The sequence below is a fragment of the Mesorhizobium sp. B2-1-1 genome (assembly GCF_006442975.2).
Lineage (GTDB): Bacteria > Pseudomonadota > Alphaproteobacteria > Rhizobiales > Rhizobiaceae > Mesorhizobium.
The window spans coordinates 1,417,243-1,439,265 of record NZ_CP083954.1 but is presented as its reverse complement, the minus strand read 5'-3'; the positions used below and the strand labels follow the sequence as shown (position 1 = coordinate 1,439,265).

Genomic DNA, 22,023 nt, shown 5'->3' with positions numbered 1-22,023 from the left:
CCAAATCGAAGCCGGCGTTGAATACCTTCAACTTCAGCTTCGCAGTTGGAGCGCCAAATCAGTCCTGGTGCAAAATGAATTCCAGATAGAGATTGCGCTGCAGGATCGAGTGGTTGTCGTCGGAGATCAGCGACACCATCAGCGCGCCGTCTTCGCGCTTCCAGACGTCGAGCCCTTCCATATTGTCGATCTGGTAGCCCATATCGGCTTCCAGCAGCACCGGACCGTCGGCGACCGCGCCCTTCTCCACGGTCTCGCCATCAATGCGCCGCAGCCGCATCTTGAGACCTCCTGCCATCGTGAAACTGCGCTCCAGCAGCAGAAGGTCGCCATCCGGCAGGAAAGCCCCATCGGTGATATCGAAATCGCCGTTGCGCTTGACGGTGAAGACGCCCTTGTGCGGACCTTCGATGATGGCGGCATAGATGTTGCCGGCCTTGTCCAAGCTCTTTTCCGACACCACGACCAGGCCGCCTTGGTGGCGGCCATTGGCATTGGCGTGGGTGACGGTCTCGAAGCCTCGGTTCCGGCGCAGCTCCCATGCCGGAACCAGGAAATCCATCTGCCTGAACGGCGCCTTCATATCGTCGGGGCCAATTTTGAACTGGGCGACGCGATGGTTGCGCTCGAAACCCACGGTGGCAATGCCGTCCTTGACGGAAAGCCCCTCGGCATCGACTTCCGATTTCTCGTCGATCGGCTGGCCCGATGCATCGACCATCTGTTCCATGCGGAAGTCCCCGATGCCTGACGGGCGCTTGTCCGCATCATGGGTCACGGTGCCGAAGAACCAGAATCCGGTATCGGCGACGCCGACGAAGTCGCGACCGCCTTTCAGGAAACGGAAGGCCGACAGCGCGCCGAAATCGCGCGACGGCGACGTCATCTCCAGCCCGCCGACGAATTCGAGCGGACCGAATTGCTTGTCGGCACGGCCTATACGGAATTCGGTGATCGGGCGGGCTAAGACCTCGACCGGTTCAACCGAGGTCGCGCCGGCCGAACTGGATGGCACCGGGGCTGCACCGGCAAACAGGGCGATGGCGGCGAAAAGTGCTTGTCGAAATCCGCCGTGCGAAAAGATCATCCGGCGCGCCGCATGCCGCCGCGCCGCGTATCGCGTGCGCTTTCCTCGGCGAACAGCGAAGCCAATTGCTCGGTCATGGCGCCGGCCAGTTCCTCGGCATCGACAATGGTGACGGCGCGCCGGTAATAGCGGGTGACGTCATGGCCGATGCCGATGGCAAGCAGCTCGACCGGCGAGCGCGTCTCGATCAGCTCGATGACGGCGCGCAGATGGCGCTCGAGATAATTGCCCGGATTGACCGACAGTGTCGAATCGTCGACCGGCGCGCCGTCGGAGATCATCATCAGGATCTTGCGCTGTTCGGGTCGGGCGATCAGCCGGTTATGCGCCCACAGCAGCGCCTCGCCGTCGATGTTTTCCTTGAGCAGGCCCTCGCGCATCATCAGTCCGAGATTGCGCCGTGCCCGCCGCCAGGGATGGTCGGCCGACTTGTAGATGATGTGGCGCAGGTCGTTCAGCCGGCCCGGATTCGGCGGCTTGCCGTCCTTCAGCCACTTCTCGCGGGCCTGCCCGCCTTTCCAGGCGCGCGTGGTGAAGCCCAAAATCTCGACCGAAACGCCGCAGCGTTCCAGCGTGCGCGCCAGAATGTCGGCGCAGGTGGCGGCCACGGTGATCGGCCGGCCGCGCATGGACCCCGAATTGTCGAGCACCAGCGTCACCACCGTGTCGCGGAATTTGGTGTCGCGCTCCTGCTTAAAGGACAGCGGCTGCATCGGATCGATGACGACGCGCACCAACCGTGCCGGGTCGAGATAGCCCTCTTCCAGGTCGAAATCCCACGACCGGTTCTGCTGCGCCATCAGGCGGCGCTGCAAACGGTTGGCCAGCCGGCCGACGACGCCGGACAGGTTGGCGAGTTGCTTGTCGAGGAAAGCGCGCAGCCGGTCGAGTTCTTCTTCCTCGCAAAGCTCCTCCGCCCCCACCGTCTCGTCGAAAGCTGACGTGAAGACCTTGTAATCGATCTCCTTCGGCAGGTTGGTGAAAGGGTTGTCATTGCGGCGCGCCTCGCCGGGCGTCTCGGCATCGGCATCGTCATCGTCGGACAAATCGTCGGCAGTGGCGTCGGAGGCTTCGGTCTCGGCCGACTGCTCGTCGTCAGCGGAAGCCTCGGCATCCTCGGACTGCGACTGTTCGGAGCCGGAATCGTCCTCGCCGCCTTCCTCGCTCTGTTCCTCGCCTTGCGGCTGGTTATCGTCATTGTCCTCTGAGTCTTCGGTCTCCTGATCGTCGCCGAGTTCCTCGGCCATTTCCATGGAGGCGAGCATATCGCGCACGACGCGGGCGAAGGCCTGCTGGTCGTCGAGCTTGGACGACAGCCCGTCGAGGTCGGCGCTGGCCTTTTCCTCGACCCAAGGGCGCCAGAGCTCGACCAGCCGTTCGCCGCTCTTGGGGATCGGCCGGCCGGTCAGCTTCTCGCGCACCATCAGCGCCAGCGCCTCCTCGATCGGGGCGTCGGCCTTGTCCTTGACGTCGACGAGATTGGCCTTGGCGTATTTGTCCTCCAGCATCGAGCCTATATTGTCGGCGACCCCTTGCATGGCGCGGCTGCCGATCGCCTCGACGCGCGCCTGCTCGACCGCGTCGTAGATGGCGCGGGCCGCCTTGCCTTCCGGCGCCAGTCTGCTGTGGATGCGCACGTCATGGCAGGCGCGCTTGAGCGCCATGGAATCGCCGAGGCCGCGGGTGATGGCTATGTCGGTCTTGGACGCCTTCTTGGGCAATTCCGGCAGCCGGGCGCGGCTGCCGGCGAGCGCCGGGCGGTCCTTGGCGAAGCCGACTTCCAGCTCCTTGTCGCCGGCGATGGCGCGCATGCAGACGGTGACGGCACGCTTGAAGCTGTCGGCTTCAGAGCCCGTCTTCGACTTGTTGCGCGTATTGTCGCCCGGACCCGCCATCGAGGCTCTGCTTAGCCCAGCACCACATTGGCGGCGCTCTCCGGCAGATCCTCGCCGAAGGCGCGCTGGTAGAACTCGGCCACCACCGAGCGCTCCAGTTCGTCGCATTTGTTGAGGAAGGTCAGCCGGAACGCCATGCCGATATTGCCGAAGATCTCGGCATTCTCCGCCCAGGTGATGACGGTACGCGGGCTCATCACGGTCGACAGATCGCCATTGATGAAGGCCGAGCGCGTCATGTCGGCGACGCGCACCATCTTGTTGACGATGTCCTTGCCCTTGCCGTCGCGATAGTGCTTGGCCTTGGCCAGCACGATGTTCACCTCGTTGTCGTGCGGCAGGTAGTTCAGCGTGGTGACGATCGACCAGCGGTCCATCTGCGCCTGGTTGATCTGTTGGGTGCCGTGGTAGAGGCCGGTGGTGTCGCCCAACCCGACCGTGTTGGCGGTCGAGAACAGCCGGAACGCCGGATGCGGACGGATGACGCGGCTCTGGTCGAGCAGCGTCAGCCGACCCGACGATTCCAGCACGCGCTGGATCACGAACATCACGTCCGGACGGCCGGCGTCATATTCGTCGAAGCACAGCGCCACATTGTGCTGATAAGCCCAAGGCAGGATACCGTCGCGGAATTCGGTGATCTGCAAGCCGTCCTTGACCACGATCGCGTCCTTGCCGACGAGGTCGATGCGGCTGACATGGCTGTCGAGATTGACGCGCACGCAAGGCCAGTTGAGGCGGGCCGCGACCTGCTCGATGTGGGTCGATTTGCCGGTGCCGTGATAGCCCGAGACCATGACGCGCCGGTTGTAGGCGAAGCCGGCGAGGATCGCCATCGTCGTCGCCTTGTCGAAAAGATAGTCGGGATCGATGTCGGGCACATGTTCGCTGGTGACCGAATAGGCCGGCACCACCATCTTGGAGTCGAAGCCGAATTTGTCCTTCACCGACACCGTGGTGTCGGGCAGGTTGGCGATGTCGCGATCGACCTTGTTCATCTCTATCCACGTCTCCACGGGCGAAACGACTGATTTCGCCGGCAATCGATTTTCTCCGGGGGCGGTCTTAGAGCCTTTTCCACCCTTATGAAAGTTGGAAAACGACACGAACCGTTGGGTCGCTCAGCACAAACCCGCCTGCTTGAGCACGCGATAGGCCTGGAGCACATCGCGGAACCGGTCTTCCGAACCTCTGTCGCCGCCATTCGCATCCGGATGGTGACGCTTCACCAGTTCCTTATAGCGCGCCTTGATCTCCTTGCCAGTCGCCTTTGTATCAAGGCCAAGCGTTTCCAGCGCCTTGGCCTCAAGCGGCTTGGCCTTGCGCTCGCGCACCTCGCGGGGATCTTTCGGCCCCTTGAACAGGTCGAACGGGTCGCGCATCCGGTTGTAGTAGCCGGCGCGGCCGGAGCGCATCTGCGCCATATCGGGAGACGAGCGCGTCGAGGCGCCGTTGACGCCCATCTTCCAGGTCGGCCGATGGCCGGTCATCGCCTCCTTCTGGAAACGGGCGACCTCGGTGTCCGGAACGCCGGAAAAATAGTTGAAACCCTTGTTGTACTCGCGCACATGGTCGAAGCAGAAGCGGAAATACTCGCCCTCCTTCATGCGCCCGACCGGAGCGCGATGGGTGCCCGCCTCCTTGCAGCCATCCCACTGGCAGATCGGCGCGTGCGACTTCAGCTCCGCGTCCTTCTCCTGGCGGATGCGGATCTTCTCGAAATATTTGGGATACGGCTTCATCTAACCCATTTATGGGGCGTTCGCAGATGCGAAACAAGAATTGACATTTTCGCGATGATCGCCCTAACCGCTGAATCGCGGCATAAAGCAGGCGAAGGACCGATTTTGTTGAAGCGCGACATGCAACGAAGTCGGTTCGGCTTCCGCGATCCCGCTGGCGATATGTGGTGAAGGGAGACGGCAATGTCCATACAGGCAACCATGGAAGACAAGTTGAGCAAGGCATTTTCGCCGGAGCGGCTGGTCGTCATCAACGAAAGCCATCTGCACGCCGGCCATCATCATGTGGAATCCGGCCACCAGGCTACGTTCGACGGCACCGGCGAGACGCATTTCCGCGTCCGCATTGTTTCGCCGGATTTTGCCGGCATGAGCCGCATCGAGCGCCACCGCGCGGTCAACGCGCTTTTGGCCGACGAATTGAAGGCTGGCCTGCACGCGCTGGCGATCGAACCGGCGGCTCCCGGCGAAAAGACGCGCTGGTAGGCCGGTCCTCCTCGCTCCTCGCGGTGACGTTCAGAGCTCCGTTTCGATGCCGCAATCACCCAACCGCCGATTTCAGGAATGCCAGTGCCGCCCCGGTCAAGGCGTCGCCATCCTCGCCGAAATCGCGGTTGATCGACATGTGCGTATAGGCGCTGCCGTCGAACAGCGTCACCTTGGTGCCGGTGGCGCGCAAGCGCTCGGCGAACGCCTTGGAGTCCCCGTCCCGGCCCGAAGCGCCTGAGTAGGCGATGAAGGTCGGCGGGTGCTTGCGGCCATCTACATAACTGGCCGGCGACAACGCCGCCCATTGCGCGGGATCGGGGAAGGCCCGCGCATAGGCCCCCGCCATGCCGCCATTCCTGGAAAGCGCGGTGAGGTCATAGGCCCTGGTGTCGTCGAGAAGCAGCGCGGCGACACCCGGTAGACCGCCGCGCATGCCGGTCAGCGCAACGAGGTGGCAACCGGCCGAATGGCCCATGGCCACGATCCGCCTGGCATCGCCGCCATGCCGGGCAATGTTGGCGCGGACATAGGCATAGGCCTTTTCGACATCGTCGGCCTGGGTGGCGACCTCCGCTTCGGGCAGCATGCGATAGTCGATGGAGACCAGGCAAAACCCGTTGGCGAGCAGGAAGGCCGGCTTCGCGTTGACCTGCGAGCGCTTGCCGGAGCGCCAGGCGCCGCCATGGACGAAGAAGACGACCGGCAATCCGCGTGCGCCATCCGGCGCATAGATATCGAGCTTGGCCGGCCCGTAATCGAAGGTTGTCGGCACGGGTTGGCGCTGGCCCCATGCGACCGATGTGCCCAATGGCAACATCGCCGCCGCGGAGACCAGAATAAGGCTTCGTCGATCGATCATCGCAATCTCCCGATCGTTGGGCCCGATATGTAGACGAGGAATGCCCGCACGCACCACGAGCATCCCGTTAGACTTGGGAGTGCTCAACGATCTGATTCAACACCGTACCAGCCGCATCAATGCACTCGCTTTGCCGTTCGGTTCACGAAATCGATATTTGCCCTTGACGGTCTCCTCTGGCCATCACCACCTGAGATATCAGACGAGCATTGTAACTGTGTGCTGTCCAAGTTCGATGCAGATACACGCTCTCTCTCCAATGTGGAGGGAACCACAATGCATCCCGGTAGTTGAATGAGATGAGCCGGGCGGCAGCCAGAATGGCTCTGAGGGCAACCATCATGGGTGAGAACCAGTCCGACGTCTTCGATCTGTTTTCGGAGATTTATGCAAACGCGGGCCAGGAGGAAATAAGCCTCCAGCAGTATCTCCTTGCCTGCCGGGAAGACAAGTCAATGTATGCCTCGGCGCCGGAACGGATGGTCGAGGCAATCGGCGAGCCGAACCTGGTCGACACCAGCAAGGACGAGCGGCTCGGCCGCATTTTCTCCAACCGCACGGTCAAGGTGTATCCCACCTTCTCCGATTTCTACGGAATGGAGGATACGATCGAACGCATCGCCGGCTATTTCCGCTATGCGTCGCAGGGGCTCGAGGAGCGCAAGCAGATCCTCTATCTCCTCGGCCCTGTCGGCGGCGGCAAGTCCTCCCTGGCCGAACGGCTGAAGAAACTGATGGAGGAACGCCCGATCTACACGCTCAAGGCCGGCAATCAGATCAGTCCGATTTTCGAGTCGCCGCTCGGCCTGTTCCATCCCGATCGCATGGGCGATCTGCTGGAGGACAAATACGGCATAGCCCGGCGTCGCCTCAACGGCATTATCTCGCCCTGGGCGGCCAAGCGGCTTGATGAATTGTCTGGCGACATTTCCAAATTCAGCGTGGTGAAATTGATGCCCTCGCGGCTGCGCCAGATCGCTATAGCCAAGACGGAGCCTGGCGACGAGAACAATCAGGATGTCTCGGCTCTGGTTGGCAAGGTCGACATCAGGCAATTGGAGGATTTCAGCCAGTCCGATCCGGACGCTTATTCCTACAGCGGCGGGCTGAACCGGACCACGCAAGGCCTGCTCGAATTCGTCGAGATGTTCAAGGCGCCCATCAAGGTCCTGCATCCGCTGCTGACGGCGACCCAGGAAGGCAGCTATAACGGCACCGAGAATTTCGGCGCCTTCCCCTATCAGGGCATCATCGTTGCCCATTCCAACGAATCGGAGTGGCAACAGTTCAAGAACAACAAGAATAATGAGGCCTTTCTCGACCGCATCCTCGTGGTCAAGGTGCCGTATTGCCTGCGGATCACCGAAGAAAGGCATATCTACGAGAAACTGTTGCGCGAGAGCGAGCTGGCCGGCAGCCCCTGCGCACCTGAAGTGCTGGATATTCTCAGCCGGTTCACGGTCTCGACCCGTCTTGCCGAGCACGACAATTCGCCGCTCTACACCAAGATGCGCGCCTATGACGGCGAAAACCTCAAGGAGGTCGACCCCCGGGCCAAGTCGGTTCAGGAATATCGCGACGCCGCCGGCGTCGACGAGGGCATGACCGGCGTAAGCACGCGCTTCGCCTTCAAGATCCTGTCGCAGACATTCAACTACGACACCAACGAGGTCGCGGCGGATCCCGTGCACCTGATGTACATCCTGGAAGAGGCGATCAAGCGCGAGCAGTTCCCAAAGGAGACGGAAGCGAGCTATCTCGAGTTCATCAAGTCGGAACTGGCAACGCGCTATGCCGAGTTCATCGGCCACGAGATCCAGAAGGCCTATCTGGAATCGTACAGCGAGTATGGCCAGAACCTATTCGACCGCTACATCGCCTATGCCGATGCCTGGATCGAAGATCAGGACTACAAGGATCCCGATACGGGCCAGATCCTCAATCGCGAGATATTGGACAAGGAATTGTCGCAGGTCGAAAAACCGGCCGGCATCGCCAACCCCAAGGATTTCCGCAACGAAGTGGTCAAGTTCACGCTGCGTGCCCGGGCACGCAACCACGGCCGCAACCCATCATGGACAAGCTACGAAAAGCTGCGCGAGGTTATCGAGAAGCGCATGTTCGGCCAAGTCGAAGATCTTCTGCCGGTGATCAGTTTCGGCTCCAAGCAGGACAGCGTCACGGAAAAGCGGCACAATGAATTCGTGCAGCGCATGGTGCAACGCGGCTACACCGAGCGGCAGGTACGGCGGCTGGTCGACTGGTACATGCGCGTGAACAAGGCGGGCTGAGAAAAGCCCGGATGGTTCCATGCCGATCTTCATCGACCGCCGCCTCAATCCGAAGGACAAGAACCTGGGCAATCGCCAGCGCTTTCTCAGGCGCGCGCGGGAAGAACTCAAGCGGAGCATCCGTGACCAGATAAGGACGGGCCGGATCGCCGATGTGGACAGCGGGCATGCCGTGCCGATGCCTCACAGAGGCACCAGCGAACCGACCTTCAGCGATGCCAGGGACAGCGGCCGGCGCCAGCACATCCTGCCAGGAAACAGGACGTTCATTCCCGGTGACCTGGTGCCCAAACCCGGGCAGGGCGGCGCAGGTTCCTCGTCGCCGGGAAACACGGCATCCGAGGACGACTTTCGCTTCGTGCTTTCGCGCGAGGAAGTTCTCGACCTCTTTTTCGAGGATCTCGAACTGCCGGATCTGGTCAAGCTCAATCTCAAGCAGATACTCGCATTCAAGCCAAGGCGGGCAGGTTTTGCGGCAACAGGATCACCGACCAACATCAATGTCGGGCGCACGATGCGAAACAGCCACGCCCGCCGTATCGCGCTTGGGCGCCCAAAGCAGCCGGAGCTGGATGCGATCCTCCGGCAGCTGGCCAAACTGGAATCGAAGCCGCCAAATGCCGCGACCCGCGAACGCATCTTGACTTTGCGGGAGGAACTCGAGCGGCTGGAGCGCCGCCGAAAGCGCATTGCCTTTGTCGATCCCGTCGACATCCGCTTCAATCGCTTCGACCCGCAGCCGGTGCCGAATGCCAGCGCCGTCATGTTCTGCCTGATGGACGTCTCCGGGTCGATGGGCGAGCGCGAGAAGGATTTGGCCAAGCGCTTCTTCGTTCTGCTGCACCTGTTCCTGACCCGACGCTATGAGCGCACGGAGATCGTCTTCATCCGCCACACGCACGAGGCCCAGGAGGTGGACGAAGAGACATTCTTCTACTGCACGCAAAGCGGAGGCACGGTCGTTTCCACCGCGCTGGAGGAAATGCAACGCATCATAGAACAACGCTATCCGGCCACGGAGTGGAACATCTATGCGGCCCAGGCTTCGGACGGTGACAATTTCGCCACCGACTCGCAGCGCTGCATAGAACTGCTCCACGGCAAGCTCATGCGCCTGTGCCAGTATTTCGCCTATGTGGAGATCATCGACGAACGCGAAAGTCATATTTTCGGCTCGACCGAAAATGGCACCTCGCTCTGGCGCGCCTATAGCGCCGTCGAGCAAAAATGGCCGAACTTCCAGATGAGGCGCATCGCCGCTCCGGCCGATATCTACCCGGTATTTCGCCAGCTTTTCGCCAGGCAGCCGGCTATGGCCAAGAGCGCGTAAGGGGTGCCGGATGGCTGGCCAGGCCAACAAATCGGGGTTGCTTTTCTCCGGATCCGACTGGGATTTCAAAAAGCTGTCGCGGGTCTATGAGGAGATCGAGGCGATTGCGGTCGACCAGCTTCATCTCGACACCTATCCGGTGCAGATGGAGGTCATCTCTTCCGAGCAGATGCTCGACGCCTACTCGTCGGTCGGCATGCCGCTGATGTACCGGCATTGGTCGTTCGGCAAGCATTTCCTCTACAACGAGCTTCTCTATCGCAAAGGCGGTCGCGGGCTGGCCTATGAATTGGTCATCAATTCCAATCCGTGCATCGTCTACCTGATGGAGGAAAACACCATGGCGCTGCAGGCCTTGGTGACTGCCCATGCAGCACTTGGACACAATCACTTCTTCAAGAACAATTACCTTTTCCGCCAATGGACGGATGCCGGAGGGATCCTGAGCTATCTGGACTTTGCCAAGGGCTACATCGCCCGGTGCGAGGAGCGGCACGGCCTGGCTGCCGTGGAAGCCATTCTCGATTCCGCACACGCGCTGATGGAGCAAGGCGTGTTCCGGTATCACCGGCCGCCGAAACTGTCGTCGGAGCAGCAGCGCGAGGGACTTCGCGAGCGCCTCGAATACGAGGAGCGTTCCTACAATGACTTATGGCGCACCCTGCCGCCCGCGCAGGACGCCGACAACTCCGAAGCGGGCGATGAAGGCGTGTCGGAGCGGAAGAAATCGCTCAATCTGCCCGAGGAAAACCTGCTCTATTTCCTTGAGAAGAACAGCCTTGTCCTCGAACCCTGGCAGCGCGAGATCCTCAGGATCGTCCGCGTCATTGCGCAGTATTTTTACCCGCAGCGGCAAACCCAGGTGATGAACGAAGGCTGCGCCACTTTCGTGCACTACACGCTCATGAACATGCTGTTCGACCGTGGCCGGATCACCGAAGGCGCGATGCTCGAAATCCTGCGCAACCACTCGAACGTGATCTTCCAGCCATCCTTCGACGACCAGCGGTTTTCCGGCATCAACCCCTACGCGCTCGGGCTTGACATGATGCAGGACATTCAGCGCATCTCGACCGAGCCGACAGCCGAAGATCGCGACTGGTTCCCGGACATAGCCGGCCGTGGCGACTGGCTTGAGACGCTGCTCGACGCCTGGGCCAACCACCGCGACGAATCCTTCATTCGCCAGTATCTCAGCCCGACCTTGATACGAAAATGGCGGCTCTTCGTCCTGGCCGATGGAGCCGACCAACCGCACTACGAAGTCGCATCGATCCACAACGAGCGGGGCTACAACAACATACGCGCCGCGCTGGCCCACAGCTATGATGTGGGCGCGAGCCGGCCCGACATCCAGGTTGTGGACGTGGACCTGCTCGGCGACCGGCATTTGCGGCTACAGCACAAGGTGAAGAATGGGGTCGTGCTGGAGAATGACAGCCGCGACGCGACCCTTCGCCACATCCGGCATCTCTGGGGCTATGAAGTCAGCCTGGCGGCCGTCGACGCCGACACCGACGCAATGGTCGGCGAACGCTCGACCAAGGACTGTTGAGCATCAGGGATGACGCGGTTGTGCGTGTCTGCGACACGATGGACCGTTCAGCTGTCGCCTGCCGGCCTGATCCTGAGCCTGGCGACGCGGTTCTTGTCGCGTTTCATGACGATGAAACGCTTGCCGTGGAAGGTGAAGGCCTGCTTCTCCTCGGGAATCGACTGCGTCTCATGGATGACCAGGCCGGCGATGGTGGTTGCCTCCTCGTCCGGCAGGTCCCAGTCGAGCGCCCGGTTCAGGTCGCGGATCGGCACGGTTCCGTCGACGACGACGGAACCGTCCGCCTCCTGCTTGACGCCCTGTATGTCGACATCGTGCTCGTCGGCGATCTCGCCGACAATCTCCTCGATGATGTCCTCCAGCGTCACCAGCCCTTCGACCTCGCCATACTCGTCGACGACGACGGCGAAATGCGCCTTGCGGCGCAGGAAGGCGTTGAGCTGTTCCTGCAATGTCGTCGTATCGGGCACGAACCAGGGCTTTGACGCGATCTTCATCACATCGATCCTGGAGAAGTCGTTGCCGACATCGTTGAGGGCGCGCAGCAGGTCCTTGGCGTGCAGCACGCCGACAATGTTGTCGAGCGACCCCTTCCACAAAGGCATGCGGGTGTGCGGGCTCTGCAGGATCTCGCGCACCACGGCTTCCGGTGCATTGTCGGCGTTGACCGAGCGCATATTGGTGCGGTGGACCATGACGTCGGAGACTTCGAGCTCCTCGAGGTCGAACAACCCGCCGATGCGATCGCGCTCCTCGCGCACCACCTGGCCGTCACGGCGGAAATCGTCGACGGCGCCGCGCAGCTCGTCCCCGCTCGAACGCTGCGGCTCGATGCGCGACAGTTCATAGCCGAAAGCGGCAAGCAGGCGCGTGCGCATGGCGACGGCCAACAGGATGAGGACGGCAAGGAAAGCGACGACGATCCAGCCGGCCCCGTTCATTTCGGACGGCTTCCTTGCCTGTCCGGACGGCTTCCTTGCCGGCCCGGACGGCTTTCCGTCGCGCTCGGGTGGTTCTCCCTGAGGAACGACAGCACTTCCGAGGCCGGCACGTCCTTGGCGATGAAGGCCTCTCCGATGCCGCGCGTCAGGATGAAGGTCAGCGCGCCGCGCGACACTTTCTTGTCCTGGGTGATGAAGCCAAGCAGTGCATCGGCGTCGGGCAGTTCGCCGGGAATGTCAGCCATCCGCCACGGCAGTCCCACCGTGTTGAGATGCGCCTCGACGCGCGCCGCGTCGTCTGGACTGGCCAGGTTGAGCCGCGACGAGAAGCGATGCGCCAGCGCCATGCCGATGGCGACCCCCTCGCCATGGACGAGGCGGGCGCCGTCATATCGGGTGGCGGCCTCCAGCGCATGGCCGAAAGTGTGGCCGAGATTGAGGAGCGCGCGGTCGCCGGTCTCGAACTCGTCGCGGGCAACGACATCCGCCTTGGCGCGGCAGGCCTCGGCGATGGCCTCCACCCTCTCCGGTCCGCCGGCGAACACGCTGGCCCAGTTTTTCTCCAGCCAGGCGAAGAATTCGGGCCGGTCGATCAGCCCGTATTTGGCGAGTTCGGCATAGCCGGCGCGAAATTCGCGGATCGGCAGCGTATCGAGCACTCCGGTATCGGCCAGCACCAGCTTCGGCTGATGGAAGACGCCGACCAGGTTCTTGCCGCGCGCGCTGTTGATGCCGGTCTTGCCCCCGACCGAGGAATCGACCTGCGCCAGGAGCGAGGTCGGGATCTGCACGAAGTTCATGCCGCGGCGCACGATGCCGGCGGCAAAGCCGGCCAGGTCGCCGATGACGCCGCCGCCGAGGGCGATGACGACGTCGCCGCGTTCCAGCTTCGCGGCCAGGACGCCGTCCACTACCTCTTCGAGATGCGCGAAACTCTTGGTTTTCTCGCCGGGCGGCAGCGTGATCACGGCGGGCTCGATGCCGCTCTCGAGCAGACCGGCCTTCAGCGTATGGAGATGCGCCGCCGCGACGTTTTCGTCGGTCACGACTGCGACGCGTCGGCCCGGCAGGCGGCGCGACATCTCGGCGCCGGCGTGCGACAAAAGCCCCGGCCCGATCAGGATGTCGTAAGCCCGCTCGCCAAGTCCGACCTCGACGGCAACGGCAGCAGCGGCGCTCATGGTTCGACCTCGCCCGCGGGAGTGGTCTGGGCTATATCGAAATGCCGGCACAGCGCCTCCACCACCTCGGCCGCGATGACTTCCTTGCGGTCGTCGCGGGTCGGCACGGTGACGTCCGATGTCGCATAGACCGGATAGCGTTCACTCATCAGCCGCTCGAGCACGCCACGCGGATCGGGGCTCTTCAGCAGCGGCCGGTTCTGTTTCTTGGAGACCCGGTCCATCAAAAGGTCGAGTTCGGCCTTCAGCCATACCGACACGCCATGTGCCGCTATCGCCTCGCGCGTCTGTGCGTTCATGAAGGCGCCGCCGCCGGTCGACAGCACCTGCGGGCCGTTTTCCAGCACGCGCAGGATGACGCGCTGCTCCAGCGCCCGGAACTCCGTTTCGCCATAGCGTTCGAACAGTTCCGGAACGGTCATGCGCGAGACGCTTTCGATCTCCTGGTCGCTGTCGATGAAAGGCAACGCCAGCACGGTGGCGACCTTGCGGCCGATCGCGGTCTTGCCGGCGCCCATCAGGCCGACAAAGACGATGGAGCGGCCGCCGAGCCTGCCCAGCAGCGCGGCATGGCTCCCGCCCGGAGGATTTGCTGGTAGCGCGTTCATCAGCCTCGAAGCCCTCTTTGCCGGCGTATCGACATGAAAAGCCCGGTTGCGTCAAGCGCACTGAGGCAGGCTGGCCTCCCGCGGGCGAGCAACCGGCTGCATTGGAAGTTGCCGGCGCGCTTCAGCTTCTTGCTTGAATTGGCCGGATTGGCGTCCCATAAGGGCACAGGGTTTGGAAACGCAGAACAAGAAGACGGGCGAAGATTGATGCCGACACTGTTTCGCCTTGTCGTGATAACAGCGATTCTGGCGGGCATCGCCTATGGTACGATGTTCGCGTTGGTGATGTTCGTCGAGCCGAAAAAGGCGGAAATGAGCGTGCGCATCCCTGCGGAAAAGCTGAACCCAAAGAAAAACTGAGCCCGAAGAAAAACTTCAGGAAATGAACAGCGCTGCCCGCATCGAAGCCTTTCTGGAGATGATGAGCGCCGAGCGGGGTGCCGCCGAAAACACGCTTTCCTCCTATCGCCGCGACCTCGATGACGCTTCGCAGGAAATCCCCGGCGGTCTTGCCGGCGCCGGCGCCGAAGACATCCGCGCCTATCTCGACGACATCGCCGCACGCGGCTTCGCCCCGACATCGCAGGCACGCAAATTGTCGGCGATCCGCCAGTTCTTCAAATTCCTCTACGCCGAGGGCCTGCGCGGCGACGACCCGACCGGCACGCTGGACAGCCCGAAAAAAGGCCGCCCGCTGCCGAAGACCATGAGCGAGGCCGACACCGGCCGGCTGATCGACCGCGCCGCGCAGGAGGCCGGCGATGCCGGGCTCGGCGACAGCGACAGGCTGGCGGCGCTGCGTCTGCACGCGCTGGTCGAAGTGCTTTATGCGACAGGCCTGCGCGTTTCGGAACTGGTCGGCTTGCCGGTGACGGTGGCGCAGCGCGACGACCGTTTCTTCATGGTGCGCGGCAAGGGCGACAAGGAGCGCATGGTGCCGCTGTCGGCCAAGGCGCGCGCGGCGATGCGAGCCTGGCTCGCCGCCCGGGCCAAGGTGCCCGCTTTCGCTGACAGCCCGTTCCTGTTTCCTGCCGCGTCGGACAGCGGCTACCTCTCGCGCCAGGTCTTCGCTCGCGACCTCAAGGGGCTGGCGGCCCGGGCCGGCATCGCCTCGGCCAAGGTCTCGCCACATGTGCTTCGCCATGCTTTCGCCAGCCATCTCTTACAGAACGGGGCTGATCTCAGGGCCGTCCAGCAACTGCTTGGCCATGCCGACATATCGACGACACAGATCTATACCCATGTGCTGGAGGAGCGATTGGTGCGGCTGGTCAACGATCATCACCCGCTTGCCGACTAGACCTCATATCGCTATGTGAGGGCGACGTTCCATCGCCCGGAGCCCCTGATTTCAGGGTCCCGCCAGTCTTTGCTTCCGACGTATCGGTCCGCCCAAGCATGTACAACTACCTCGATTTCGAAAAGCCGGTGCAGGATCTGGAACTCAAGATCCTGGAACTGAAGAAGCTTGCCGAGAACGGCGAGGCGGTCGATGTCGCCGACGAGATCAGCAGGCTCGAGAAGCGGTCGCGCGATGCCCTGCGCGATCTCTACAAGGCATTGACCCCATGGCAGAAGGTGCAGGTGGCGCGCCATTCCGACAGGCCGCACTGCGTCGACTACATCAAGGGCCTGTTCAGCGATTTCACGCCGCTCGCCGGCGACCGCAATTTCGGCGAGGACCAGGCGATCGTCGGCGGCTTTGCCCGGTTCCGCGGCGAACCGGTAGCGATCCTCGGCCAGGAGAAGGGCTCCGACACGGCGAGCCGGCTGAAGCACAATTTCGGCTCGGTGCGCCCCGAAGGCTATCGCAAGGCCGTGCGGCTGATGGAGCTTGCCGACCGCTTCAAGATCCCGCTGCTGACATTGGTCGACACGGCCGGCGCCTATCCCGGCGTCGGCGCCGAGGAGCGCGGCCAGGCCGAAGCCATTGCCCGTTCGACCTCGGCCTGCCTTGCGCTCAAGGTGCCATCGATTTCGGTTGTCATCGGTGAAGGCGGTTCGGGCGGCGCCATTGCCATCGCCACCGCCAACCGCGTCTACATGCTGGAACATGCCATCTATTCGGTGATCTCGCCCGAGGGCGCGGCCTCCATCCTGTGGCGCGACACGACGCGCTCCAAGGACGCGGCGACCAACATGAAGATCACCGCCCAGGACCTTCTGGAACTGAAGATCATCGACGCCATCATTCCCGAACCGATCGGCGGCGCCCAGCGCGCACCCGAAACGGTGATTGCCGCGACGGGCGATCTCATCGCCAAGACGATGAAGGATTTTGCCGGCGCCAACATGGATTTTCGCGAGCAGCGCCGCGAGAAGTATCTGGCAATGGGCCGCAGCCTCTGACCACGATTTGGCGGCTCAACCGGGCCGCCGCAAGCCGCCTCCACGGCAACGCTCCACGGCAATGTGGCGGCGATGAGCAATTTCGCCACAAAAATGCCGCCGGATTCGGTTCAATGGAATTGCCGTGAGGGGTGGCCGAGGCTTGCGGTAAGGAATTTTCAAGGTTAACGGGCGTACGGTCCGTCTGTGTTCAGCATGCGGGCTCGGCCGTTTCGAAGCCATTGGCCCGAAAGAGAAGACGTAGCCTTATCCATGTTTGCCAAGCTTGCCCGCACCGGAATTCTCATCACCGCGATAGCCGTTGCCGGCTGCAATGATTCGTCGATGAAGGATTTTGCCCCGGAGGCCAACAAGCCCCTGCCCGACAAGATCCTGGCCGACATGAGGGCCAAGGGCATGGTGCGCACCTCCTCGGTGATGGCGCGCATCTTCAAGGAAGAGGGCAAGCTCGAAATCTGGAAGGCCAAGACCAACGGCCGCTACGACATGGTCGCCAGCTACGATATCTGCAAATGGTCGGGCAAGCTCGGGCCGAAATACACCGAGGGCGACCGCCAGGCGCCGGAAGGTTTTTATACCGTGCGTCCGGCGCAGATGAACCCGCGCTCGAACTACCATCTGTCCTTCAACATCGGCTATCCCAACGCCTATGACCGCGCCAACGGCCGCACCGGCTCCAACCTGATGGTGCACGGCGCCTGCTCGTCTTCGGGCTGCTATTCGATGACCGATGCCCAGATCGAGCAGATCTATGCGTTCGGCCGCGATGCCTTCCAGGGCGGCCAGACCGAGTTCCAGATCCAGGCCTTCCCGTTCCGCATGACCGCCGCCAACATGGCGCGCTACCGCAACGACCCGAATTACGAATTCTGGAAGATGCTGAAGGTCGGCTACGACAATTTCGAGATCACCAAGGTACCGCCGAAAGTCGACGTTTGCGAGAAGCGCTACGTCTTCAACCAGGTGGCTCCTGAAGGCACCACATTCAATCCGACCGGCCCCTGCCCTGCGTCCACGCAGCCGGATTCGCTGAAAAGCGCCTACAGTGCTTATCAGAGCACGTATGAGGCTGCGTTCAACGGCGCCCTCAAGGCAAGCACGCCGGCGCCCAAGCCCACCATCGCCGGCATCAAGGAAGCCAGCATCGTCTCCGACTGGTCCAAGCGCCGTGCGCGCGGCGAGCGCGTGCCGATCGACCCGCCATCGCTCAACTCGGACGGCTCGGTCACCGAGACGGCGCGCATGGGCCGCATCGATTCGCCCGCCGGCCGCAAGATGGCCGCGCTCGATGCCGAAAAGGCCGCGAAGCAAAAAGCCGAGGAGCAGCGGCTGGCCGCGATAGAAGCTGCCAAGCAGGCCAAGGCGCAAGCGCTGGCCGAAAAGGAAGCCGCCAAGGCGCAGGCGCTGGCCGAAAAGGAAGCGGCCAAGACCGCCAAGGAAGCCCCTGTCGCCACCGCGACGATCGAAGCGCCGGCCGAGCCCGCACCGCCGGCCGAAACGCAGGCCGCAAGTGCCGACGAGAGCCGCGTGACGAGGCTGAAGAACAAGCTGCTCGGCATGTTCGGCGGCTGACATTTTTCGCCGTGACCGACGTCACCGTCTACGATCTGAAGGGGCTGAACTGCCCTTTGCCGGTGCTGAAGGCGAAGAAGCGGCTGGCCGGGATGCGGCCCCGCAGCCGGCTCTGGCTGGAAACGACCGATCCGCTCGCCGTTATCGACATTCCGGCGTTCTGCGCCGACTCTGGTCATCATCTCGTAGAGACATCCGCCATATCAGGCGGTCACCGCTTCCTGGTCGAGCGCGGCGAATAGCTGTCGTAAAGGTCAGCGTCCCGCGATCGCCAGGGGATTGTTCTCCAGCGCCGCGCGGTCGGGCGTGTCGATCGAGGGCCGGTTGGTGAAGGCGGCAAACAGTCGCCTTACATAGTCTTCGGGCATGTCGAGCGTGATCAGCACCAGCCGGGTGCCGCGCTGGCCGTCCGGCCAGGACGGCAATCGAGCCGGCGGATGCAGGATTTTCTGCACGCCATGCACCACCAGCGGCCGCGACGGATCTTCCTCGAGTTCGATGACGCCCTTCATTCGCAGCAGGCGCTCGCCATGCGTGGAGCGCAAAAGATCGAGGAACATCTCGATGGCCGAGAACGGCACCGGGCCGTCATGCACCAGGGAGTGGGTGCGAATGCGCTGATCATGCCGGTGCCCGTGGTCGTGGCCGTGCCCGTGGTCATGCCCGTGGTCATGCCCGTCATGATCATGATGATCATGATGATCATGGTTATGCATCGCTTCTTCGCCGAGCCAGCGCCGCACATCGGCGGATTTGGTCGCCGGGTTATAGAGGCCGCAGTCGAACAGCGCTGCGACGCTCGTTTTCGCATCGTCGACAGCCAGCAGTTCGGCGCCCGGATTGATCTGCCGCAGCCGCGTCCGCAGCGCTTCCGGTCCATCCGGACCAGCGACCAGGTCGGTTTTGGAGAGCACGATGCGGTCGGCGACGGCGACCTGCTTGACCGCCTCGACATGGGCGTCGAGCGTGGCATCGCCGTTGGCCGCGTCGACCAAGGTGATGACGCCGTCGAGCCGGAAAGCCTGGACCAGTGCCGGATGCGCCATGATCGATTGCAGCACCGGTGCCGGATCGGCAAGGCCGGTGGTCTCGACGATGACGCGGGCAAGGCGAGCGATGCGGCCGGTCTGCAGCCGGTCGACCAGATCGGCCAGCGTGTCGACCAGTTCGCCGCGTACCGTGCAGCAAAGGCAGCCGTCCGAAAGCTGGATGATGCCATCGGACGCCTGTTCCACCAGCAGGTGATCGATCGCCACTTCGCCATATTCGTTGATGATGACGGCCGTGTCGGCCAGCGCCGGGTCCTTCAGGAGCCGGTTGAGCAGCGTCGTCTTGCCGGCGCCGAGAAAACCGGTCAGCACGGAAACAGGGATGGGAAAACCGCTCATTGCCTAGTTCGCAACCTTGACGGGTTGGTCGCCCTGCGCAGCCGAGCCCGCCACCGTCGGGCCGGCGCCGGGCGCCGGTCTGTCCGGCCGCCAGGTCGGAATAGGCACGTCGGCATATTCCTGGCTACCCTGGGCGAGCATGGCCAGCGGGGTCGGGCCGGTCGCGCCGCCAAGCCCGACGGCAACCAGCGTCGGCACATGGTCGAGCTTTTCCTGGTAGGGCGATTTCGGCACGTTCTTGGCGACGGCGGGCGGCGCCTCGGACTGCTCCGCCGGCGCCTTCTTCTTGCAGACCTCGTCCCGCATGTCGTTGGGCGAGATGGTGTCGCCGTAGGGCGCCAGCGTGGCAATGGTGGCCGAGCCGGCGGCAGGCGTATCGAAACCCTGGTCGAGCAGTTTGGCCGCGGCCTCGGCACGGGTGATCGCCGACTTCTCGCCGAGCACCACCGCCACCAGCGTGCGGCCGTTGCGGGTCGCCGAACCGATCATGTTGAAGCCGGAGGGGCAGACGAAGCCCGTCTTCATGCCGTCGGCCCCGGGATAGCGGCCGATCAACAGGTTGTAGTTGGGGATCGCCCTCTTGCCGACCGCAAGCCCCTCGATCGAGAACCACGGCGCATATTGCGGAAACTCGCGGCGGATCGCCGTCACCAGCACGGCCAGGTCGCGCGCTGTGGTGTACTGGTCCGGCGAATAAAGCCCGTTCGGATTGACGAAATGCGTTCCGTTCATGCCGAGCCGGACCGCCTCGGCGTTCATGCGCTCGGCAAAGGCTGCCTGCGATCCCCCGACATTCTCGCCGACGGCCATGGCGATGTCGTTTGCCGACTTGACCAGCATCATCTTCAGCGCATTGTCGAGCCGCATCACCGAGCCTGGCTTGAAGCCCATCTTGCTCGGCGGCTCGGCGGCGGAATGTTTCGTTACCTTGATCGGCGAATCGAGCCGGACCTCGCCGGCCGCGATCGCCCGGAAGGTCACATAGGCCGTCATCAGCTTGCTCAGCGATGCCGGGTACCAGCGCTTGAACGCGTCCTGATGCTGGAGGATCTTGCCGCTGTTCAGGTCGAACAGCACGACCGGATTGGCCAGCGCCGGCCCGGCCAGCGCCGAGAACGCCACGGCGCCCGCGCAGAATAGTTTGAGGAAATGCCTGTGCCGCATGATCGAATCCGAAATCGCCTCTTGCCGTAGTCGCCCCTGGCTCCGTAAGATTTACGCGATCGCCAGCAAAATGAGTCCGCCCTCAAAAACGGACCGCATTGTTGCGGTGCTATTTACTCTATGTGACGTCAACATGGCAAAGTGCCTGACGATCACAATTGCAAGGCAGCGGACCTGCCCCAACAGCGAGATGGAACTATCATGCCAATCCTGAACCGTGCCGCCGAAATGCAGGACGAGGTTGCCGGCTGGCGACGATATCTGCACCAGACCCCGGAACTGAATTTCGACGTCTTCAAGACAGCCGCCTTCGTCACCGAGAAGCTGAAGGCCTTCGGCTGCGACGATGTGGTGACGGGGCTGGGCAAGACCGGCGTCGTGGGCATCATTCGCGGCCGCCAGGGCGAAGGCGCCACCATCGGCCTGCGCGCCGACATGGACGCGCTGCCGCTCAACGAGATCACCGGCAAGCCCTATGCCTCGACCGTTCCCGGCAAGATGCATGCCTGCGGCCATGACGGCCATACGGCGATGCTTTTGGGTGCGGCGAAATATCTCGCCGAGACCCGCAACTTCGCCGGTTCGGTGGCGGTCATCTTCCAGCCGGCCGAAGAAGGCGGCGGCGGCGGCAACGAGATGGTCAAGGACGGCATGATGGAGCGTTTCGACATCGCGAAAGTGTTCGGCATGCACAACATGCCGGGCCTGCCGGTCGGCCAGTTCGCCATCCGGCCGGGCCCGATCATGGCGGCGACCGCGGAATTCACCATCACCGTGAAAGGCCGCGGCGGCCATGCGGCGATGCCGCACGGCACGATCGACCCGATCGTCATCACCAGCCAGTTGGTCGGCGCCCTGCAGACGATCGCCTCGCGCAGCACCGACCCGGTTGAAGCGGTGGTGGTGTCGGTGACCAAATTCCATGCCGGCGACGCCTACAACATCATCCCGGAATCGGCGGAGATCGCAGGCACGGTGCGCACCTTGCGCAAGGAAATCGCCAAGAAGTCGGAAGAGCGCATTCGTGCCATCTGCGACGGATTGGCCACGGCCTTCGGCGCGAAGATCGAGGTCGATTACCAGGCGAACTACCCCGTAACCTTCAACCATGCGGAAGAGACGGTTTTTGCCAGCGACGTCGCGGCAAACGTCGCCGGCGACGCTCATGTCCACCGCGGCATCCAGCCGGTGATGGGCGGCGAGGACTTCTCCTACATGCTGGAAGCCAGGCCCGGCGCCTTCATTTTCATTGGCAATGGCGACACCGCCGGCCTTCACAACCCGGCCTATGACTTCAACGACGAGGCCATCCCGCACGGCATGAGCTACTGGGTGAAGCTGGCCGAAACCGCGCTCGCCGCCTGAGGCCTGGCGGCGGCAGGGGCCGGCCGATTGTGTTCGGCCCGCCCCTTGGCGAAACGATCGGAAGCGGCTATGTGTCGGGCCGCGTGGTCCCGTAGCTCAGTAGGATAGAGCGGCAGATTCCTAATCTGTAGGTCACAGGTTCGATTCCTGTCGGGATCACCACTAAAAACTAAGCAAGATGAGATACTTAGGTGATCGGCTCCGAAA

General features: G+C 62.9%; 20 protein-coding genes and 1 tRNA gene. 11 read left to right on the top strand and 10 right to left on the bottom strand.

Annotated features, from left to right (window positions below; translation table 11 throughout):
- Nucleotides 1–58: 58 nt before the first annotated feature.
- From FJ972_RS06990 to FJ972_RS06975, 4 genes are all read right to left on the bottom strand, one after another.
- Nucleotides 59–1,087, bottom strand: a complete 1,029-nt coding sequence (locus FJ972_RS06990; RefSeq protein ID WP_140500763.1) for an esterase-like activity of phytase family protein — start codon at nucleotides 1,085–1,087, stop codon at nucleotides 59–61.
- A complete protein-coding gene (gene cobT, locus FJ972_RS06985; RefSeq protein WP_140525765.1) occupies nucleotides 1,084–2,982 on the bottom strand; it encodes a cobaltochelatase subunit CobT in 1,899 nt (632 codons plus the stop codon). Before cobT ends, FJ972_RS06990 begins: the two co-directional genes overlap by 4 nt.
- Nucleotides 2,983–2,993: 11 nt before the next feature.
- On the bottom strand, nucleotides 2,994–3,980 hold the full coding sequence (cobS, locus tag FJ972_RS06980) for a cobaltochelatase subunit CobS (RefSeq protein WP_140500761.1): 987 nt from the start codon (nucleotides 3,978–3,980) through the stop codon (nucleotides 2,994–2,996).
- 123 nt (nucleotides 3,981–4,103) lie between these two features.
- Complete coding sequence (locus FJ972_RS06975; RefSeq protein ID WP_140500760.1) at nucleotides 4,104–4,724, bottom strand: J domain-containing protein; 621 nt, start codon at nucleotides 4,722–4,724, stop codon at nucleotides 4,104–4,106.
- A gap of 183 nt (nucleotides 4,725–4,907) precedes the next feature.
- Here FJ972_RS06975 and FJ972_RS06970 point away from each other — a divergent pair, with 183 nt between their 5' ends.
- Nucleotides 4,908–5,210, top strand: coding sequence for a BolA family protein (locus tag FJ972_RS06970; protein WP_140500759.1), 303 nt, complete (start codon nucleotides 4,908–4,910; stop codon nucleotides 5,208–5,210).
- A 55-nt stretch (nucleotides 5,211–5,265) separates the two neighbouring features.
- Here FJ972_RS06970 and FJ972_RS06965 read toward each other — a convergent pair whose 3' ends face one another.
- Nucleotides 5,266–6,072 (bottom strand): alpha/beta hydrolase, encoded by an 807-nt coding sequence (locus tag FJ972_RS06965; RefSeq protein WP_140525766.1) that lies wholly within the window; start codon nucleotides 6,070–6,072, stop codon nucleotides 5,266–5,268.
- 341 nt (nucleotides 6,073–6,413) lie between these two features.
- Here FJ972_RS06965 and FJ972_RS06960 point away from each other — a divergent pair, with 341 nt between their 5' ends.
- From FJ972_RS06960 to FJ972_RS06950, 3 genes are read left to right on the top strand one after another with little or no spacing between them, the layout of a single operon-like run.
- A complete protein-coding gene (locus FJ972_RS06960; protein ID WP_140500854.1) occupies nucleotides 6,414–8,363 on the top strand; it encodes a PrkA family serine protein kinase in 1,950 nt (649 codons plus the stop codon).
- A 19-nt stretch (nucleotides 8,364–8,382) separates the two neighbouring features.
- The gene (locus tag FJ972_RS06955; protein ID WP_140525767.1) at nucleotides 8,383–9,693 is read left to right on the top strand and encodes a YeaH/YhbH family protein; all 1,311 of its coding nucleotides are present in this window, start codon (nucleotides 8,383–8,385) and stop codon (nucleotides 9,691–9,693) included.
- A gap of 10 nt (nucleotides 9,694–9,703) precedes the next feature.
- Nucleotides 9,704–11,248, top strand: a complete 1,545-nt coding sequence (locus FJ972_RS06950) for a SpoVR family protein (RefSeq protein WP_140500756.1) — start codon at nucleotides 9,704–9,706, stop codon at nucleotides 11,246–11,248.
- Between the two features lie 47 nt (nucleotides 11,249–11,295).
- Here the strand turns inward: FJ972_RS06950 and FJ972_RS06945 are convergent, their stop codons facing one another.
- From FJ972_RS06945 to FJ972_RS06935, 3 genes are read right to left on the bottom strand one after another with little or no spacing between them, the layout of a single operon-like run.
- A complete protein-coding gene (locus tag FJ972_RS06945) occupies nucleotides 11,296–12,189 on the bottom strand; it encodes an HlyC/CorC family transporter (protein ID WP_140500755.1) in 894 nt (297 codons plus the stop codon).
- Complete coding sequence (aroB, locus tag FJ972_RS06940; RefSeq protein ID WP_140525768.1) at nucleotides 12,186–13,370, bottom strand: 3-dehydroquinate synthase; 1,185 nt, start codon at nucleotides 13,368–13,370, stop codon at nucleotides 12,186–12,188. The genes FJ972_RS06945 and aroB overlap by 4 nt, the downstream gene beginning before the upstream one ends.
- The gene (locus tag FJ972_RS06935) at nucleotides 13,367–13,978 is read right to left on the bottom strand and encodes a shikimate kinase (protein ID WP_140525769.1); all 612 of its coding nucleotides are present in this window, start codon (nucleotides 13,976–13,978) and stop codon (nucleotides 13,367–13,369) included. Before FJ972_RS06935 ends, aroB begins: the two co-directional genes overlap by 4 nt.
- 207 nt (nucleotides 13,979–14,185) lie before the next feature.
- Between FJ972_RS06935 and FJ972_RS06930 the strand changes: the two genes are divergently transcribed.
- The 5 genes from FJ972_RS06930 to FJ972_RS06910 all read left to right on the top strand — a co-directional run bounded on the left by FJ972_RS06930 (nucleotide 14,186) and on the right by FJ972_RS06910 (nucleotide 18,141).
- On the top strand, nucleotides 14,186–14,338 hold the full coding sequence (locus FJ972_RS06930) for a histidine kinase (RefSeq protein ID WP_140513945.1): 153 nt from the start codon (nucleotides 14,186–14,188) through the stop codon (nucleotides 14,336–14,338).
- A 22-nt stretch (nucleotides 14,339–14,360) separates the two neighbouring features.
- Entirely contained in the window at nucleotides 14,361–15,278 is a 918-nt protein-coding gene (locus FJ972_RS06925) for a site-specific tyrosine recombinase XerD (protein WP_140525770.1), read from the top strand.
- A 98-nt stretch (nucleotides 15,279–15,376) separates the two neighbouring features.
- Nucleotides 15,377–16,327 (top strand): acetyl-CoA carboxylase carboxyltransferase subunit alpha, encoded by a 951-nt coding sequence (locus FJ972_RS06920; protein ID WP_140525771.1) that lies wholly within the window; start codon nucleotides 15,377–15,379, stop codon nucleotides 16,325–16,327.
- Nucleotides 16,328–16,579: 252 nt separating this feature from the next.
- Nucleotides 16,580–17,899, top strand: a complete 1,320-nt coding sequence (locus FJ972_RS06915; RefSeq protein WP_140500750.1) for a L,D-transpeptidase family protein — start codon at nucleotides 16,580–16,582, stop codon at nucleotides 17,897–17,899.
- 11 nt (nucleotides 17,900–17,910) lie between these two features.
- Nucleotides 17,911–18,141, top strand: a complete 231-nt coding sequence (locus FJ972_RS06910) for a sulfurtransferase TusA family protein (protein ID WP_181165390.1) — start codon at nucleotides 17,911–17,913, stop codon at nucleotides 18,139–18,141.
- Nucleotides 18,142–18,153: 12 nt separating this feature from the next.
- Here the strand turns inward: FJ972_RS06910 and FJ972_RS06905 are convergent, their stop codons facing one another.
- Together FJ972_RS06905 and FJ972_RS06900 are read right to left on the bottom strand one after the other, a co-directional pair.
- Nucleotides 18,154–19,287: a CobW family GTP-binding protein gene (locus tag FJ972_RS06905; protein WP_140525773.1), complete on the bottom strand. Its 1,134-nt coding sequence runs from the start codon at nucleotides 19,285–19,287 to the stop codon at nucleotides 18,154–18,156.
- Nucleotides 19,288–19,290: 3 nt separating this feature from the next.
- On the bottom strand, nucleotides 19,291–20,451 hold the full coding sequence (locus FJ972_RS06900; RefSeq protein ID WP_140525774.1) for a D-alanyl-D-alanine carboxypeptidase family protein: 1,161 nt from the start codon (nucleotides 20,449–20,451) through the stop codon (nucleotides 19,291–19,293).
- Nucleotides 20,452–20,652: 201 nt separating this feature from the next.
- Here FJ972_RS06900 and FJ972_RS06895 point away from each other — a divergent pair, with 201 nt between their 5' ends.
- Together FJ972_RS06895 and FJ972_RS06890 are read left to right on the top strand one after the other, a co-directional pair.
- Complete coding sequence (locus tag FJ972_RS06895) at nucleotides 20,653–21,816, top strand: M20 aminoacylase family protein (RefSeq protein WP_140525775.1); 1,164 nt, start codon at nucleotides 20,653–20,655, stop codon at nucleotides 21,814–21,816.
- An 85-nt stretch (nucleotides 21,817–21,901) separates the two neighbouring features.
- A tRNA-Arg gene (locus FJ972_RS06890) sits at nucleotides 21,902–21,978 on the top strand.
- Nucleotides 21,979–22,023: the final 45 nt, after the last annotated feature.

Coding starts and splice junctions, on each gene's coding strand:
- FJ972_RS06990 (WP_140500763.1), bottom strand. CDS start 1,087: ATGATCTTTTCGCACGGCGGATTTCGACAAGCACTTTTCGCCGCCATC.
- cobT (WP_140525765.1), bottom strand. CDS start 2,982: ATGGCGGGTCCGGGCGACAATACGCGCAACAAGTCGAAGACGGGCTCT.
- cobS (WP_140500761.1), bottom strand. CDS start 3,980: ATGAACAAGGTCGATCGCGACATCGCCAACCTGCCCGACACCACGGTG.
- FJ972_RS06975 (WP_140500760.1), bottom strand. CDS start 4,724: ATGAAGCCGTATCCCAAATATTTCGAGAAGATCCGCATCCGCCAGGAG.
- FJ972_RS06970 (WP_140500759.1), top strand. CDS start 4,908: ATGTCCATACAGGCAACCATGGAAGACAAGTTGAGCAAGGCATTTTCG.
- FJ972_RS06965 (WP_140525766.1), bottom strand. CDS start 6,072: ATGATCGATCGACGAAGCCTTATTCTGGTCTCCGCGGCGGCGATGTTG.
- FJ972_RS06960 (WP_140500854.1), top strand. CDS start 6,414: ATGGGTGAGAACCAGTCCGACGTCTTCGATCTGTTTTCGGAGATTTAT.
- FJ972_RS06955 (WP_140525767.1), top strand. CDS start 8,383: ATGCCGATCTTCATCGACCGCCGCCTCAATCCGAAGGACAAGAACCTG.
- FJ972_RS06950 (WP_140500756.1), top strand. CDS start 9,704: ATGGCTGGCCAGGCCAACAAATCGGGGTTGCTTTTCTCCGGATCCGAC.
- FJ972_RS06945 (WP_140500755.1), bottom strand. CDS start 12,189: ATGAACGGGGCCGGCTGGATCGTCGTCGCTTTCCTTGCCGTCCTCATC.
- aroB (WP_140525768.1), bottom strand. CDS start 13,370: ATGAGCGCCGCTGCTGCCGTTGCCGTCGAGGTCGGACTTGGCGAGCGG.
- FJ972_RS06935 (WP_140525769.1), bottom strand. CDS start 13,978: ATGAACGCGCTACCAGCAAATCCTCCGGGCGGGAGCCATGCCGCGCTG.
- FJ972_RS06930 (WP_140513945.1), top strand. CDS start 14,186: ATGCCGACACTGTTTCGCCTTGTCGTGATAACAGCGATTCTGGCGGGC.
- FJ972_RS06925 (WP_140525770.1), top strand. CDS start 14,361: ATGAACAGCGCTGCCCGCATCGAAGCCTTTCTGGAGATGATGAGCGCC.
- FJ972_RS06920 (WP_140525771.1), top strand. CDS start 15,377: ATGTACAACTACCTCGATTTCGAAAAGCCGGTGCAGGATCTGGAACTC.
- FJ972_RS06915 (WP_140500750.1), top strand. CDS start 16,580: ATGTTTGCCAAGCTTGCCCGCACCGGAATTCTCATCACCGCGATAGCC.
- FJ972_RS06905 (WP_140525773.1), bottom strand. CDS start 19,287: ATGAGCGGTTTTCCCATCCCTGTTTCCGTGCTGACCGGTTTTCTCGGC.
- FJ972_RS06900 (WP_140525774.1), bottom strand. CDS start 20,451: ATGCGGCACAGGCATTTCCTCAAACTATTCTGCGCGGGCGCCGTGGCG.
- FJ972_RS06895 (WP_140525775.1), top strand. CDS start 20,653: ATGCCAATCCTGAACCGTGCCGCCGAAATGCAGGACGAGGTTGCCGGC.